Origin of the sequence: Desulfobulbus alkaliphilus, from assembly GCF_016918545.1 — a bacterium.
Lineage (GTDB): Bacteria > Desulfobacterota > Desulfobulbia > Desulfobulbales > Desulfobulbaceae > Desulfobulbus > Desulfobulbus alkaliphilus.
The window spans coordinates 12,461-27,896 of record NZ_JAFFQC010000037.1 but is presented as its reverse complement, the minus strand read 5'-3'; the positions used below and the strand labels follow the sequence as shown (position 1 = coordinate 27,896).

Below are 15,436 nucleotides of genomic sequence, written 5' to 3'. Positions count from 1 at the left end.
ACCTCCCTACCCCCCGCGCCGAGCCTGCCCACTTTTTCTCATTTCCTGCGGTTGGACCCTTCTCACAAGGGTACTGTTACTTGAGAATTTCGACTAGATTTCAGGTAATACGGTGTGACAATCTACACCACCATGTCCCAATGATTTCGGTAACCGTATCGTCTTTATTCAGAACTTGCTGGGCATCGAGGAGCCAGCGATAGTATCCCTTTCTATCCTTAAACCGGTATTCACTGGTCATTTCCCTGCCAGATAGTTTTTCCTGAAGCTTCGGAAGGTCTTCAGGATGCACACAATCTGCCCAAAAATCTACATTCTCAGTAAAATCTTTCGGCTCAAATCCCAGAACCCTGTTTACGTTATCGTTTATATAAGTGATTTGCAGGTTTCCCTGTCGATCAACACGTTTAGTGTATATCACCGCAGGCGTATTGGAAAGTATGACGCTAAGCTGTTCTCGGCTGCGACGAAGCAGCGCCTCGCTTTCTTCTGCTTTTTTCTTGGCTTCCAGCAGCAACGTTTCATTCCGTAGTTTGAGAAGAAGGTCGCTGATGATGTTTGCTATTGTTTTCAGGTTGACAATTTCGAAATCGCTCCAGCGATAGTAGCCGCCAACGGCATCGAAGCCAATGAAACCAAGCGTTTCTTCAGTACTTTTGATCGGGATTGATATAAGGGAGGCGATGTGCTGTCGGGCAAATTCTTTCTTTTCGGCAGCCGCCTCTCCGGGAAGTGCCGCCACATCGGGTATATGGATGAGATCTTCGGAAAAAATCCGCGCTTTCCACCAGGGCAGTGAGGCGATGGGCTGTTCCCGAATGTTGTCAATTTGCGAGGCAACACCATTTCTGCACCATTCATGAGTATTGGTCATGGTTTCCTGGTCATCGGAAAACAAAAAGAGATAGGAACGGTCAACCTGAAAGTGGTTGCCGATCAGCAAGAGCATTTTGTTAATATCCCTGTCAAAACTCTCCCGGGTTGTTTTTATAAAGTTTGATGAAAGATCGGATATGATCTCCTGGAACCGGAAGCTCATCTGAAGCTCATGCTCCGAGCGCTTGCCTTCCGTGATATCCATGATAAAACCGGTTATCCGGGCAGGATCGCCGTTTTCGTCAAGGGCGACACCGGCAGACTCCCTTACCCAGCGCACGTCTCCGGATCGGGATATAATCCGGTGGTCATATTCAAGGGGAACCCCTTTCTGCAATTCGGTTATCGGCTGGTTCACACGGATTACATATTCCAGATCATCCGGGTGCACCCGGTCGAGAAAGGCTTCAAAGGTCCCTTCGAACCCACCCTTTTCCAGCCCGAATAGGGCCTCGCACTCGGGGGACCAGTAGAGCGCCGATGTTTTCATGTCGAATTCCCACATGCCTGCCCTGGCAAAGCGCTGGGCCTGGGACAATCTTTTCTGATACTCAAGCAATGCCGCCTCAGCCTGCTTTCGTTCGGTGATGTCCCACCAGGTACCAACTGCTTCCAGCGTCCCGTCTTCATGGGTGATCAACTGCTGGCCGTCCTGCAGCCAGCGATAGGTGCCCTGTTTGTCCATGAACCGGAATTCTTCGATAAAACAACTGCCTGTCGCCAGCAACTCGGGAATCACGCCATTCGTTATCTGCAGATCATCAGGATGGACGCGATCTGTAAAAAACCCGTAGTTGCCGATGAAATCCTCGGCATCATAGCCGAGAACATGCTTCACGTTTTTACTGATATACGTAGTACGGGGTTTTCCGTCCTCAATGAAAAAGGAATAAATAACCGCAGGGGTATGCGATATGAGCGTGTTGAGTCGCCGCTCGTTTTCCTGAATCTGCTTTTCCTTTTCCCGCTGCAAGGTGATGTCCCTGCCCGTCGCTTGAAAGCCCGCGTATTCGCCGTCATGATAGAAAGGGGCCCCATTCCACTGAACGACTCGCCACCCTTGGTGGTTTTTTTGCCGATTGACCAGATTCTTTACATTGTTTCCCGATACGATCATCTCCTGTATTTTGGCGTGTGTCTTTTTCCGGTCCATAGGATGCAAATAATCGGAAAACGATTGGTGTAACAGCTTTTTCCTGGGTTCTCCCCAAAACTCGCATGCCTGATCATTTAAAAATACCCAGCGCCCTTCTGTGTCCACCTGAACGATGATGTCCCCGGTCAGGTTCGTAATGGCCTGGTAATCATCTTTTGATTTGCGCAAAGCCTCATTCGCCTCCCTGCGATCGGTGATGTCCGCGAAAATAATGTAAGCCTGCAGGGGATCAGCTTCTTCTGCTTCGAACACGGGAAAGGCCGTGATGGATAGCCAGACGTATGTGTTCTTTTCCTGGTGAAAAACGCCCCGGACAACCGGCCCGACAGTCTCGCCGGTGCGCAGGGCGGCCATAGCCGGATGGTCCGTATCCGGGACTTCAGTGCCGTCTTCTTTTATCATTTTCCAGCAAGAGGCCATTGACGTCTTTTCTCGCATCTGTTCAAGTGAAAGGCCAAGAATACTCTCCGCAGCAGGATTGGCAGATATGATTTTGCCGTCTGTGTCTTGATATAGTACCCCCTGCAACATGTTCTCAAAGAGGCGGCGATGTTTTTGCTCACTGTCAAGGAGTCTTTGTTCCACCTCTTTACGATCTGTAATATCCCTTGCCCACTCCATCACGGCCTCAACAACCCCGTTTTCATCGATCAGGGGAATGACACGAATGTCCACCCAGCTGCCTCCGGTTAGTTTCACCTCCTCTTCAAACGCATTACGGGTATCCAGAACGGAAACCGCCCGACACTCCGGGCATACCTCCTCAAAATGCCTGTATGTTCGGTAACATTTCGTGCCTAAAACCCGATGCTCTTCAGGAACACCGGCAATTCCCTTCCAGTTGCTGTAGACAATATTCATTTCCGGGTCATGGATTGAAATCATATCCGGAATGAGGGAAAGCATTTTCTGGAAGCGCTCCTCACTTTTTTGCAACGCTTTTTCTGCACAATATCGCCTTGTAATGTCACGACATATAGCCATAACACCTATTATTGAACCATCAGAATTGCGGTAAGGCGTTTTCATCGTGTCAAGGAGGATTTTGCGACCATCCGGGTAGGATATCCACTCTTCATTCTGCCGGGAGGAGCCTTGTTCCAGCATGAGTTGGTCGTTTTTCCGAAAAAAGTCCGCGTCCTCACTGCTGTACAAATCGTAGTCCGTTTTTCCGATTATGTCTTCAACGCGCCTTCCTGCATGGCGGGCAAATTCGAGGTTGCAGGCAAGATAAACTCCCTGTGTGTCCTTGATAAAAACAATGTCGGGAATATTCTCCATCAGGGAGTTTACAAGCGTCTCCAGGTGCCCGTCTTTCTTTTCCAGATCTCTGCAGGCTTCAAGTCGGCTTCGCAACAGCTCATTTTGCAGCCCGGCCTCAATCAGTTTTACCCGCAACTCATGAAACCGTTGCTCAATTTCTTCGGGTGTCATTGAAGAAAAATCAGGTTGCTGAATGGATTGAGCTTTTTGCTCGGCTTGTTCGCGGAGTTGTGAAGGGTCGATGAATTTGGTCGAATTGGATTGAATGCGGGGAGTAGTTTTCTCCTCATCCGTCATAACGATCTCCAGGGATGGTTAGTTAGACCAAAAAACTCCAGCGGGCATGTTCATATGAAAGTTTAGCGATAAGGATCATCATAAACCCCTTGAACATCTGGAATGGTTAAGCGCCATAGGTTCAAACATTTTTTTTCTCATGATTGATAAATTATTCATATCTGAGCTGATGCCGGGTTGCAATGATAATTTGTGGCATCTCGGTCTGGGTCACCATGTGCACCATGCTTAAGGTTCGTCACAAAATAACATTTACAAAAATTGCGTTCCATGATATACGCCTATCATGGGACACGAATTAATTGCGAAACGATTCATGCTTATATCGCCGCTACTGGACGAGAGGCAGCGTCGGCTGTATGTCGCGGCCGAGGCCATGGCAATCGGTCGCGGCGGCATAACGATGGTTTCTCAAGCTTGCGGTGTTTCTCGACCAACCATCACTGCCGGATGCAAGGAGCTGGCAGGCTTGGGTGCTGACCCAGGAGCAGACATAAGCAAGGATGGCAATCGCATTCGCAAGGCCGGTGGCGGGCGCAAGCGAACAGTTGATCTTGACCCGGCGCTTCGTGATGATCTGGAAAGATTGATTGAACCCGTCACCCGTGGCGACCCAGAATCTCCTTTGCGATGGACCGCTAAAAGCGTACGTAACCTGGCCGAGGAGCTGCAAAATCTCGGGCATGCCACAAGTCATCGCATGGTTGCGGAACTGCTGCATGAAATGGGATATAGCTTGCAGTCCAACCGAAAGGTTCTCGAGGGAGCCTCTCACCCTGACCGCAATGCACAGTTTGAGTTTATCTATTCCACCACAAAAGAGTTTCAGGATGCCGGCCAGCCGGTGATTTCCGTCGACACGAAAAAGAAAGAGCTGGTTGGTGACTTTAAAAATAATGGACAGGAGCTTCGTCCCAAGGGTGATCCTGAAAAAGTCAGAACCTATGACTTCATGATCCCTGAGCTTGGTAAGGTGGCGCCCTATGGCGTCTACGATCAAACGCGTAATGAAGGTTGGGTGAATGTGGGCACTGATAGTGACACCTCGGCCTTTGCCGTGGAAAGCATCCGCCGGTGGTGGCTGACCATGGGCAAGGAGGCCTACCCGCAGGCTGAACGTCTGCTTATTACCGCGGACAGTGGAGGCAGCAACGGGGCAAGAGTCAGGCTTTGGAAGACGGAACTGCAAAGGTTTGCCAATGAAACCGGATTGGCTGTCACTGTCCGTCATTTTCCTCCCGGAACAAGCAAGTGGAACAAGATAGAACATCGTCTCTTTTCATTTATCAGCCAAAATTGGCAAGGTAAACCACTGGTCAGCCACGAAGTGATCGTGAATCTCATTGCGGCAACGACCACCTCAAAGGGACTAACCGTTCGGTGCGAGCTTGATACGAACAAGTACCCCAAAGGGATAATAATTACAGACAAAGAGTTCCGACAAGTCAGGCTTGTTCGCGATGAATTCCATGGTGAATGGAACTATACCATACAGCCATGCGCAGCATGAAATGTAAGCTTTATTACGTGACATGACCTGAGCTGATTGCGCAGTTGGCTGTCCGTGCCGGTGGGGTCCAGCACGCGCAGTGTGTTTTCCTGAAGCGCCGGCGGACGGGCAGGAGCGGATAATCCTGGGGAAAAAAGGGGATATCGTCGGTCCGATGGCAAATGGTTGTATCCGAAAGATGGCAGGAGATCTGGCCAAGGTTGGCCTGCATGGCCTCATTGATGGGCATTACGGCCTCCGGCTTTTTGGCGAGGATGACGTGGCGGATTAAGGTTTCCACATCCGCATCCGAGAGTCCGATACGAATGGTGAAGCGCCCTTCAAGTTTTTTGAGATTGCTGGTGCCCGTTACTGCGGTTTATGAATAAAGAGGTCACGTCTGCTTTTGGCTTTTTTAAAAACAGTTCGCAAGTATCCTTTGGCGTGCTGACACGTTGTTTGTATACCTGGTGACCGCAAAGGGACTCGACCCCCTGTTCCCGGCGGAGAGCCTTTCGAGGATCCTGATAACTCCCCTGGGAAATCCCCCGGCAAAGCCGGATGTTTTCCAGGGGAATGAAATATCATGTCCCCGGAACCCCACCGGAATTCCTCCCCAAAGGCCCATGGTTGGCCGAGCCTTGATCCTGTTGGCTGCTCTCTTGGGAGCGAGCCTGTTGTCGGCATGCTGAACAATACGAAGTAATCAAGGTTCTTTTGCGGAAAGGGAGAGGGTAAATTGGAAATATCTGTCATTGAGATAATGCCGGACGGCCTGCTGAGAGCTCGTCGGCCAGCTTTTGGACTGGATGGCGTAACGGATCATCCGGGGAAAGCCGGAGAAGGGCCTTTTCCAAAAGAACCGCTGCTTCTCCGGCCTTGCCTAGTTCCGCAAGGATCAATGCCTGGGTGCTGATGAAGGTGACGTTTTCAGGCGCGATGGTATGGGCCCGCTTCGACCATTTCATGGCTTGGCGAACATCATGTACCTGAAGGAGGGCGTAGGCTAGATTGTTCATGGCCTCCGGGTTGTCCGGATTGCGGCGCAGGGCACGCCTGTAGCTGGCAATGGCATCCGTCCAGTTGCCCATGGCCGCATGCACGTTGCCATGGTTGATCAGGGGCTGGTCCCAGCCGCGGTCTTTTGCGGCGGCCGCGGCATAGGTCGCAAGCGCCCTGTCCCAATCACCAGATGCCTCATAGGACACGCCGAGGTCATTATGCTCATCTGCCGTAAGCGGATCAGAGAGCACGGTAATCCGGGGGAGCGAACAGGCTGAAATTGTCATAAGCAACCCGCAGAGCAGGATGACGGCAACGCGCACGCGGATCATTCCAGGTACAGATACAGGTTGTTCATCCGGCTCCAGCGCTTCCTGAGCGTTTCCGAAGCGATGAATTGATATGCCTCATGGCCGGAATGCACCAAAAACCCTCCCGGAACATGGCCGACAAGGACCACGTAGTGTCCCCGGCTGGTCATCATCCATCCCATATCCAGGAGCAAAATGACCGGGCTGTCGGCGGTGATCCGCTGTTTGAGCAGCTCCAGATCGCCGCTGCCCGTAACCGGGCGTAGGCCGAGCCTCCGGGCGTAGTTCTCCATGTCCGGAAGCAGGGTCCTGTCCAGGGCAGGGGTGAAGACCTCTCCGGTAATCGTTTCCAAGGAAAGGGTCCGCCCCTTGTAGGCCAGTATGGACGCCAAGGCAGCCGGGCCGCAATCATTCTCCTTGTTTTGAGGGATAAAAGGGACGTCCAGGTATGTCCCTTCGGTGAAAAGTTCGTGAGAATGTCCCGGCGACGGGGGAACTCGTTGCTGAAAACCGCAACCCAAAACCAGAAGAACCAGTCCGTGCAGGACAATTGTTCGCAAGCTATTGAACAACAATGCGCCGATCACTCACGCGAAGGATGACGACAACCAAAAGGATGATCAGGAGAACGCTTATCGTTGTTCCAATGGCTCCACCGCCGACGTCACCGGAAAGCTCGGCCAGTTGCCGCACTTGCTGATCACTCATGGTGTCAAGTTTGGCGACAACCTCGGCCTTGCTCAGGCCGTAGTCCTGAAGCCACTGGGAGACGATTTTCTGCTCCAAGGCACTTTGAATGGTTGCGATTTGGTCGGCGCGCTCGGAAATCATCTCACCGGATGAAAGACGACTCTGAACGAGAAACGCCTGGGCATTGGGTGGAACTAATGAAAAAAAGAAAAATACAGCCAAAACAGCCCAACACAATCGAGATTTGAGAATCCATTTTTGCCACAACATAGCGCATCACCTCCAGGTTAAAATTTGCATCATGCTTCGTGTGCTCACGTTCAACGCACCTCGTATCCGGCTACCGGATAAGCACCACTGCTTGCGCTGGTCGAGGTGTCGGTTTGCACATCGTCCCTGACGCGAAGGTCGGACCCAGCATTCCGTCTCCATCGTGGTCAAGATCGCCTGCTCGAGATCGAGAACCCGACTTTGTCGCGTAGATTAGGACAATGGAGAAGATTTTTCCATCATTTATACCGATTCGTCTTGTTTTGTCGACACATCCACAAAAAAAAACCGGTCAGTGCTGAACGCGCTGACCGGGTTGCTGAAAAAACCAAGATCTGTGAAATACCAACAGCGTGGCAACTCAGCAGAGCTGACACGCTGTTGCTATACCTGGTGACCCCAAGGGGACTCGAACCCCTGTTCCCGGCGTGAGAGGCCGGTGTCCTAGGCCACTAGACGATGGGGCCAGGAATTGACTGCTGAGACTGCTGAGCGAAGGACTTTCTATAGTATCCGGCTTGTTTTGTCAAGCGAGTTTGCCGGTCGGTTGCCGATTCAATCGGGCCGGCAGATTTCGTTGCCCAATTGCAGGGCTTCGGCCATTATTTCCGGCTTGCCGGCCACGGCGCCTTTGTCACTGACTTCCTTGACCAGCAGTTCCCCGCTCAAGGGGCAATCCATGGCATCAAGGGCATATCTGATCGTCAATCGTGCTCCGGCAAATATCTTTTCGCCCGCTGTTGCGGCAACACTGACCATGTAGCCACGAAGGTCGTCTCGATATGCTTTGCGCTCGCTGAGAAGATATTTTCTGCTCCACAGGACCTGGCAGCGGTCGATGAAAATTTTGGTCTGGGCGGTCACCCCATAAAAATAGATGGGGGAGGCAAGGACAATGCGGTGCGCTGCCTCGATTGCCGCATACAGCGCGGTCATGTCATCAGCAAAGATACAGTGCCCCTCCCGTTCACAGTGGCCACAACCAATGCAGGGGTGAATGGCGAGATCTGCCAGGCGGATGTACTCGGCCCGGAACCCGCTCTGTTCAATCCCGGCAGCAACACTGGTGAGCAGCAGTTCGGTATTGCCGCCTTTGCGGGGACTGCCGTTAAAGATCAGTATGTTCACTTGCGGGTGTGTCCTCCTCAGGCGGGCTGGGCAGCCGACCGAAGGTCTCGGTCATCTCACGCAGCCAGGTGGCGATGTCCTCGGCCAGGAAGCGCGAAGCACAGCGCCACAGCCAGTTGTTTTCCGTGGTGCCGGGCGTGTTGATACGGCAGTCATTGCCAAAGCCGAGCACATCCTGCAGAGGGATGATGGCGAGATTGGGGGCGGATGACAGTGCGATATGGATCAGGTCGCGATGAAAGAAGCCGGCATGATCGTCGACCCGGTTGGCAAATCGTTTTGCCAACTGTTTGCTGGCAAGCGGGACCTGCGGACTGAGACACCAGCCCACCGCGGTGTCATTGTCATGGGTTCCGGTATACACTACACTGTTTTTCTCGCAATTGTACGGCAGATAGCTGTTGTCACGGTTGCCGTCAAAAGCAAACAGGAGGATCTTCATGCCGGGGTAGGCAAGTTCCTGGCGAAGCTCTTCGACCTCGGGCGTAATCATGCCGAGATCTTCGGCAATGATGCTCATACCGCCCAGCCGTCTGTCCATTTCCCGGAAAAAGGTCGCGCCGGGGCCTGGCTCCCATTGCCCGTTGAGGGCGGTTTTTTCTTCCGCCGGCACGGACCAGTAGGATTCAAAACCACGGAAATGATCGATACGGATGGTGTCGGCCAGGGTGAAGTTGATCCGCAACCGCTGCTCCCACCAGTCCCAGAGCAGCTTTTTTCCGTCCGGGTCATCAAGGTCCCAGCGATACAGAGGATTGCCCCATCGCTGGCCAGTGACGCTGAAGTAATCAGGCGGCACTCCGGCGACATGGGTGGGTTCGCCGCTTTGCGCATCGAGTTGAAAAATGGCGGGATGGGCCCAGACATCGACACTGTCCTGGGCGACATAGATAGGCAGGTCACCAATGATGTGGATGCCGTTTTCCTCGGCATAGGCGCGCAAAAGCTGCCACTGCATGAAAAAAAGATATTGGACAAAGATATGATACTGGATTCTTTCCCGGTGTTGCCGTGATGCCTGAACAAGGGTTTCGGGATGACGATGACGCAGTCGAGGCGGCCATTTGTACCAGGGTTTCTCCTTGTAGGTCTCTTTCAAGGCGAGAAAAAGGCCATGGTCGTTGACCCAGGGGTTGAGGCGGGTGAAATCGCCAAGAGTATCCTCGAGAAGACCGCTGTGTTGATAATTTTTCCACGCCGCCGCCAGAAGGCGCTCCTTGAACGCGGCAACCTCGGCGTATTTGACCGAATACTCGCAGAAAACAGGCGGAGTGGCCTCGCTCTTGCCCACCAGGCCCTGTTCGAGCAGCAGTTCCGGGCTGATAAACAGCGGATTGCCGGCAAAAGAGGAGTAGCTCATATACGGTGAATTGCCGAAAATAGCATTGGTCGGATTGACGGGCAGAATCTGCCAACAGCTCTGGCCGCTGCTGTGGAGAAAATCGATGAATTGCCGCGCGGATGGACCGACATCACCGATGCCGAATGGTCCGGGCAGGGAAAAAACCGGTAACAGAATTCCGCTTGACCTCAGGCCGAGGATGTTTACATGTTTGTTGTCCATTATTCCTTCTTTAAAAAGGGGAGCATACCGAAAAATGTTCCCGGAAATAGAGGTGGAGCAGTGGTGTGTTCCACGTACCCTGTCCGCATCCTGAATCCGTGACGGCTGGACGCTTGTTTTGGATATTTCTTGCTGTCATCATCTTCTGATTGCAGCGGAATCCTTGATACTACCCTTTACCTGCCGCCCTTCGGGGCGTCCGTCCGCACGCCATCTTCATTGCCCGTACCCGTCCGATAGAAGTCTCCTTTCATCGAACGGTCACGGACAATAAAACTGACCCACGGATGAACGCTTACGGACCAGGCGCATGAAAAAGTCTTTGATTGCTTTTTGCGGATTGACAGGGTAATTTACAATATTGGTTTTGCTTTTTAAATTACTTTATGTGTGAATATAAAGTTTTAAGGGAGAAGGCACGTGCTCGCAGGTATTAAGAATGACCTTCTTGAGGCTGGAAAAGATGAGGGCTGCATAACATTTCAGCACCTTAACGAACTGCTCCCTGAACAGGTGAAGGACCCGGGAGCCATCGAAGAATTATTCGACTTCCTTGGGGAAAACAATATCGAAATTGTCACCCAGGAGGAGTCTGGAAAAAGAAAGACCCTGTCCGGTGAGGAATGGACAGGCAAAAAGACCGGAGACGAAGACACCCCTTCCGATAGTCTGCCGGACAGCGAGGAACACGACTCGGAAGAAACCACCACCACGTACCTTCGGGAGATGGGGCAGTTCGATCTGCTGACCCCGGAGGAAGAGGCCAAGTATTCCAAAACCATCCGGGAAGGGTTCGATGCGATCATTGAGGCCATCCGGGCGGACAGTTCCGGGGTTCATGAGATCAAAATGCTGGTGGATCGCATTGATCTCTGGCAGCGGCGCGACCCGACCCTCAAGCCGAAAAAACAGCAGCTCAACTACATGAAGCATTGCGTCAGCATTGCTTACCGGAACTATCAGGACAAACGGGAACTGTTCGAACTCAACACCAAGATCGAAGCCTATAACCGGTCCATAGAATTCGCCAAGGATTCGATGATCAGGGCCAATCTGCGCCTGGTGGTCTCCATTGCCAAACGCTACATGCACCAGGGTCTGACCCTGGCGGATCTCATCCAGGAGGGCAACCTCGGTCTGATGCGGGCGGTGTTCCGCTTCGATTACAAGAAAGGGAATAAATTTTCCACCTATGCCTCGTGGTGGATCCGACAGGCGATCACCAGGGCCATCCTCGACAAGACTCGGACCATCCGCTTGCCGGTCCATTTCCTTGAACTGCGCAGTCAGTTTTTCAAGGCGTTTTATTCCCTGCTCAAAGAGCTGGGCCGTGAACCGACACCGGTGGAAATCTCCAAAATGACCGATCTGCCCATGGATAAAATCCTGGCGATCCTCGAAGCGTCTCGTGAACCCATCTCCCTGGAAACCCCGGTCGGTGACGATGATTCAACCCTGGGTGATTTCCTGGAGAACCAGGAGTCGGAATCCCCCTACGATGCGGTCCAGAACCGCGAACTGGCCCACAGAGTGACCGAAGTCCTGTCGACCCTGACCGACCGAGAGGAAAAAATCATTCGTCTGCGTTTCGGTATCGGCGAGAAAGCTGAGTATACCCTGGAAGAGATCGGCAAACGCTTCAATGTCTCCCGGGAACGGATCCGCCAGATCGAAAAGAAAGCCTTAAACCGCCTGCGGCACTCCAGTCGCAGGGAAAAGCTGCGTTTCTTTCTCGACTGAGTTGGTAACCGAACAGTGGGTTAGTCCCTGTATGGTTTATCACGCTCCTGTATCGTAAGCGGTCAGAGGTGCTCCAGTATTGTGCAGACGCAATTGACCGCTATAGCCCTTCTATGCCGGCAGTTGCGTCTGTGCAAAGATGGGGTGCCTCTGACCGCTTACAAGAGCTGAATTGTCCATGGAGAGAGAAAGGCCCCTTTATTGAAGGGGCCTCTTTTTTTGAATATTTTTCTATTGGAACGCTGGAAAAGGTATGGATGCATACATCGAACGGGCAGGGCTTGGGCATATTCTGGAAAAGGTCCGTGGTGAAGAGCGGCTGAGCCTGGAAGACGGCATAATACTGTATAACCACCCCGACATTCTGGCCCTGGGTTATCTTGCCAATATCGTTCGCGAGCGCATCAACGGCAACCAGGCCTTTTTCATCTATAATCAGCACATCAATTACTCCAACATCTGCACCAATCTCTGTAAATTCTGCGCCTTTGGCAGAAAAAAGGAAGATGAGCTTGCCTATGAGATGAGTGTTGCAGAGGTACAGGCCAAGGTGCGCGAGCGCCTTGATGAGCCGATCAGCGAAATCCACATGGTAGGGGGGATTCACCCTGATCTTCCTTTTTCCTATTATCTGGAGTTGCTCCGCGGCATCAAGGACGTGCGGCCCGAGGTCCACATTCAGGCCTTTACCTGTGTCGAGATTCATCATCTCGCCCAGCTCGCCGGCCTACCGGTGGACCGGACCCTGGAAGCCCTGGTCGATGCCGGGCTGGGATCGCTGCCCGGCGGCGGTGCCGAGGTGTTCAGCCCTCGCATCCGCCAGTTGACCTGCAAGGATAAGCTGTCCGGTGAGGGATGGCTCGATGTCGCCCGAACCGCCCATCGGCTGGGGATGCGGACCAATGCCACCATGCTCTACGGGCATATCGAGACCATGGAAGAGCGTCTCGAACATCTGGATGCACTACGGCGCACCCAGGATGAAACCGACGGTTTTCTTGCTTTTATCCCCCTGGCTTTTCATCCCAGGAACACTGAAATGGCCCAGCACGCGGACACCACCGGTATCAGTGATCTCAAAAATATCGCGGTCAGCCGCCTGATGCTTGACAATTTTCCCCACATAAAAGCCTATTGGGTGATGATCGGCCCCAAACTGGCGCAAGTCGCCCTGGCCTTTGGTGCCGATGACATGGACGGCACGGTCAAGGAAGAGAAGATCACCCACATGGCCGGCGCGGAAACCGCACAGGCTATGGGCCACAAGACCCTGATCAGGCTGATCCGGGAGGCCGGCCGGCAACCGGTGCAGCGGGACACGCTCTACACGGTTCTGACGACGTATTAACCAGCAATGCAAGGCATTATCGAAAAAATCGAGGCCGGAGAACGGATCGAGGGCAACGAGTATCTCGAGCTTGAACGGGATGCCAATCTGCACCAGCTGGGCTTTCTCGCCCACACGGTGCGGCGGCGGCTGCATCCCGAGCCGGTGGTCACCTACGTTATTGACCGCAACATCAATTATACCGATATCTGCACCTCCGCCTGTAAATTCTGCGCCTTTTTCAAGGCGCCCGAGGATAAGGAGGGTCAGGAACTCTCCCGCGATGAGCTGGCAGTCAAGATAGCGGAAACCAAGGCCCTCGGCGGCACCCAGATCCTGCTCCAGGGCGGGCTACACCCGGATAGACAGCTTGAATTTTATGAAGAAATGCTCCGCTTCATCAATGCCACCGGGATTCATATCCACGGTTTTTCACCGCCGGAAATTCATCATTTTTCCCTGCTCTCCGGCTTGTCGATATCGGAGGTGCTGCAGCGCCTGATCGCCGCCGGGCTCGATTCGATTCCCGGTGGGGGAGCGGAAATCCTCAGTGACCGGGTCCGCCGGGAACTGGCGCCGAACAAATGCAGTGCCGACCAATGGATCGAGGTTATGGAAACGGCCCATGGTCTGGGATTGCGTACCACGGCAACCATGATGTTCGGTCACATTGAAACCGGCGAGGAACGGCTGGAACACCTGCAGCGCCTGCGGGACCTGCAGGATCGAACCAAGGGCTTCACCGCGTTCATCCCCTGGCCCTTTCAGCCCGATCATACCCCGCTGGCCGCGGTGCGCAGCATCGACAAGGCCACGGCCGTTACCTATCTGCGCATACTGGCCCTCAGCCGTATTTTTCTTGATAATTTTTCCAGTATCCAGGCATCCTGGGTGACCCAGGGGCCGAAAATCGCCCAACTCTCCCTGTTCTTCGGCGCCAATGATTTTGGCTCGACCATGATCGAGGAAAACGTGGTGGCCGCCGCCGGAGTCCGTTTTCGTCTGTCCGAGGAAGAAATCAGACATCTGGTGCTGGATGCCGGTTTTCAGCCGCAACAGCGGTTGATGGACTACACTCCTGTCTGATGACCCCTGTCCCGACCTGTATTCATGCCGCTCCCTGGGTGGTGCCGGTCTGCTCTCCGATTATTGCCGAGGGCGGTGTTGCTGTTGGTGATGGCCGGATCGTTGCCGTCGACGTCCTGCCACGTTTACAGCAATTGTATCCTCAGGCCGAGGTACGGATGTACCCCGGGAGCATCCTCACTCCGGCCCTGGTGAATGGTCATACCCATCTCGAGCTGTCGCACCTGGCCGCGCTGACCGCTACAGCGATGACAGACCGCTTTACTGATTGGATCAGTCGCCTGCTGCAGCTGCGCGAAATCCTGGGAGCCGATGGTGAACCTGCCTGGCAGGCGGCACGGCTGGTGGCGGATCGGCAATACCAAAGCGGTGTCTCCGCCCTGTGCGACATCGGCAACACCTCCATGGGAGGTCGACTTGCCGACCTGTTTCCCGGCTATCTGCTGGCCTGCAAGGAGTATCTTGGCCTGGCCGCATGGACACTGGAGAAGAATCTGACCCGGTTAGGGCTGGAACCTCCGCAGGTCCGTTGTTGCGGGCACGCCCCGTACTCCACTCATCCGCGGTTGCTGCAGCGTCTCAAGGAACGGGCCAGGGCGCTGGAGCATGTCTTTTCCATCCACACCGCGGAACCAGCGGCCGAGGCGGACATGATCCGGGAAGGGCGGGGCGAGTTGGTGGATTTTATCCGACAGCGGGGATTCTGGGACAATTCGTTCGTTTCGGGACAAAGCGATGGATCCATCCATTATCTCTACGATCTCGGCCTGCTGGATGAACAGACCCTCTGCGTTCATGCCATTCATGTTACCGAAGAGGAAATGCGGATAATGGCGGGGGAGGGGAGCAAGGTCTGCCTGTGCTCCGGCAGCAACCGCTTTCTCGGGGTCGGTACGGCACCGGTAGCCCGCTATCTGGACCATGGCATCCTGCCGGCCCTGGGCACCGACAGTCTGGCCAGTAACCCGGAACTCTCCCTCTGGCGGGAAATGAGCATTCTCGCCGAGGATCATCCGGAGATCGAGGCAGCAGAGATCTTTGCCATGGCCACCCTGGGTGGTGCCGAAGCCCTGGGACTGGGGCGAGTGCTGGGCACCCTGGAGGCCGGCAAGGCCGCTGATCTGCTCATTGTGCCATCACCCCCGTCGCCTGTGGATCCCAAAGGGATCATGACCCATCTGGTGACCGCCGGACCGGCGATGTCACCGGACCGTATTGCATTCCGAGGATAAAGATC

11 protein-coding genes, 1 tRNA gene and 1 pseudogene are annotated in these 15,436 nt (G+C 53.8%); 5 read left to right on the top strand and 8 right to left on the bottom strand.

Translation table 11 applies throughout. From position 1 onward, the window contains the following. Window positions 1–100: 100 nt before the first annotated feature. Window positions 101–3,592 (bottom strand): PAS domain S-box protein, encoded by a 3,492-nt coding sequence (locus JWG43_RS15225; RefSeq protein WP_205243803.1) that lies wholly within the window; start codon window positions 3,590–3,592, stop codon window positions 101–103. Between the two features lie 286 nt (window positions 3,593–3,878). Here JWG43_RS15225 and JWG43_RS15220 point away from each other — a divergent pair, with 286 nt between their 5' ends. After that, window positions 3,879–5,102: an ISAzo13 family transposase gene (locus JWG43_RS15220; RefSeq protein WP_205243802.1), complete on the top strand. Its 1,224-nt coding sequence runs from the start codon at window positions 3,879–3,881 to the stop codon at window positions 5,100–5,102. Window positions 5,103–5,113: 11 nt separating this feature from the next. On the opposite strand, the pseudogene JWG43_RS15215 reads toward JWG43_RS15220, so the two are convergent. The 7 genes and pseudogenes from JWG43_RS15215 to malQ form a co-directional block, all read right to left on the bottom strand. Beyond that, window positions 5,114–5,460 (bottom strand): annotated as a pseudogene (locus JWG43_RS15215) (BREX system P-loop protein BrxC); the annotation flags it as partial. Window positions 5,461–5,833: 373 nt separating this feature from the next. After that, a complete protein-coding gene (locus JWG43_RS15210; protein WP_205243800.1) occupies window positions 5,834–6,406 on the bottom strand; it encodes a tetratricopeptide repeat protein in 573 nt (190 codons plus the stop codon). 5 nt (window positions 6,407–6,411) lie between these two features. Then, window positions 6,412–6,954 (bottom strand): C39 family peptidase, encoded by a 543-nt coding sequence (locus JWG43_RS15205; protein WP_205243799.1) that lies wholly within the window; start codon window positions 6,952–6,954, stop codon window positions 6,412–6,414. Between the two features lies 1 nt (window position 6,955). Then, complete coding sequence (locus JWG43_RS15200) at window positions 6,956–7,354, bottom strand: PA2779 family protein (RefSeq protein ID WP_205243798.1); 399 nt, start codon at window positions 7,352–7,354, stop codon at window positions 6,956–6,958. A gap of 391 nt (window positions 7,355–7,745) precedes the next feature. Next, window positions 7,746–7,821, bottom strand: a tRNA-Glu gene (locus JWG43_RS15195). Window positions 7,822–7,909: 88 nt separating this feature from the next. Further along, window positions 7,910–8,482, bottom strand: coding sequence for an NAD(P)H-dependent oxidoreductase (locus tag JWG43_RS15190; RefSeq protein ID WP_205243797.1), 573 nt, complete (start codon window positions 8,480–8,482; stop codon window positions 7,910–7,912). Beyond that, window positions 8,463–10,046, bottom strand: a complete 1,584-nt coding sequence (gene malQ / locus JWG43_RS15185; RefSeq protein WP_205243796.1) for a 4-alpha-glucanotransferase — start codon at window positions 10,044–10,046, stop codon at window positions 8,463–8,465. Before malQ ends, JWG43_RS15190 begins: the two co-directional genes overlap by 20 nt. A 420-nt stretch (window positions 10,047–10,466) precedes the next feature. Between malQ and JWG43_RS20075 the strand changes: the two genes are divergently transcribed. The 4 genes from JWG43_RS20075 to JWG43_RS15165 all read left to right on the top strand — a co-directional run bounded on the left by JWG43_RS20075 (window position 10,467) and on the right by JWG43_RS15165 (window position 15,431). Continuing rightward, window positions 10,467–11,786, top strand: coding sequence for a sigma-70 family RNA polymerase sigma factor (locus JWG43_RS20075; RefSeq protein WP_205243795.1), 1,320 nt, complete (start codon window positions 10,467–10,469; stop codon window positions 11,784–11,786). Between the two features lie 253 nt (window positions 11,787–12,039). Next, the gene (mqnE, locus tag JWG43_RS15175) at window positions 12,040–13,134 is read left to right on the top strand and encodes an aminofutalosine synthase MqnE (protein WP_205243794.1); all 1,095 of its coding nucleotides are present in this window, start codon (window positions 12,040–12,042) and stop codon (window positions 13,132–13,134) included. Between the two features lie 6 nt (window positions 13,135–13,140). Next, a complete protein-coding gene (gene mqnC / locus JWG43_RS15170; protein WP_205243793.1) occupies window positions 13,141–14,199 on the top strand; it encodes a cyclic dehypoxanthinyl futalosine synthase in 1,059 nt (352 codons plus the stop codon). After that, on the top strand, window positions 14,199–15,431 hold the full coding sequence (locus JWG43_RS15165; protein ID WP_205243792.1) for an amidohydrolase family protein: 1,233 nt from the start codon (window positions 14,199–14,201) through the stop codon (window positions 15,429–15,431). The genes mqnC and JWG43_RS15165 overlap by 1 nt, the downstream gene beginning before the upstream one ends. Window positions 15,432–15,436: the final 5 nt, after the last annotated feature.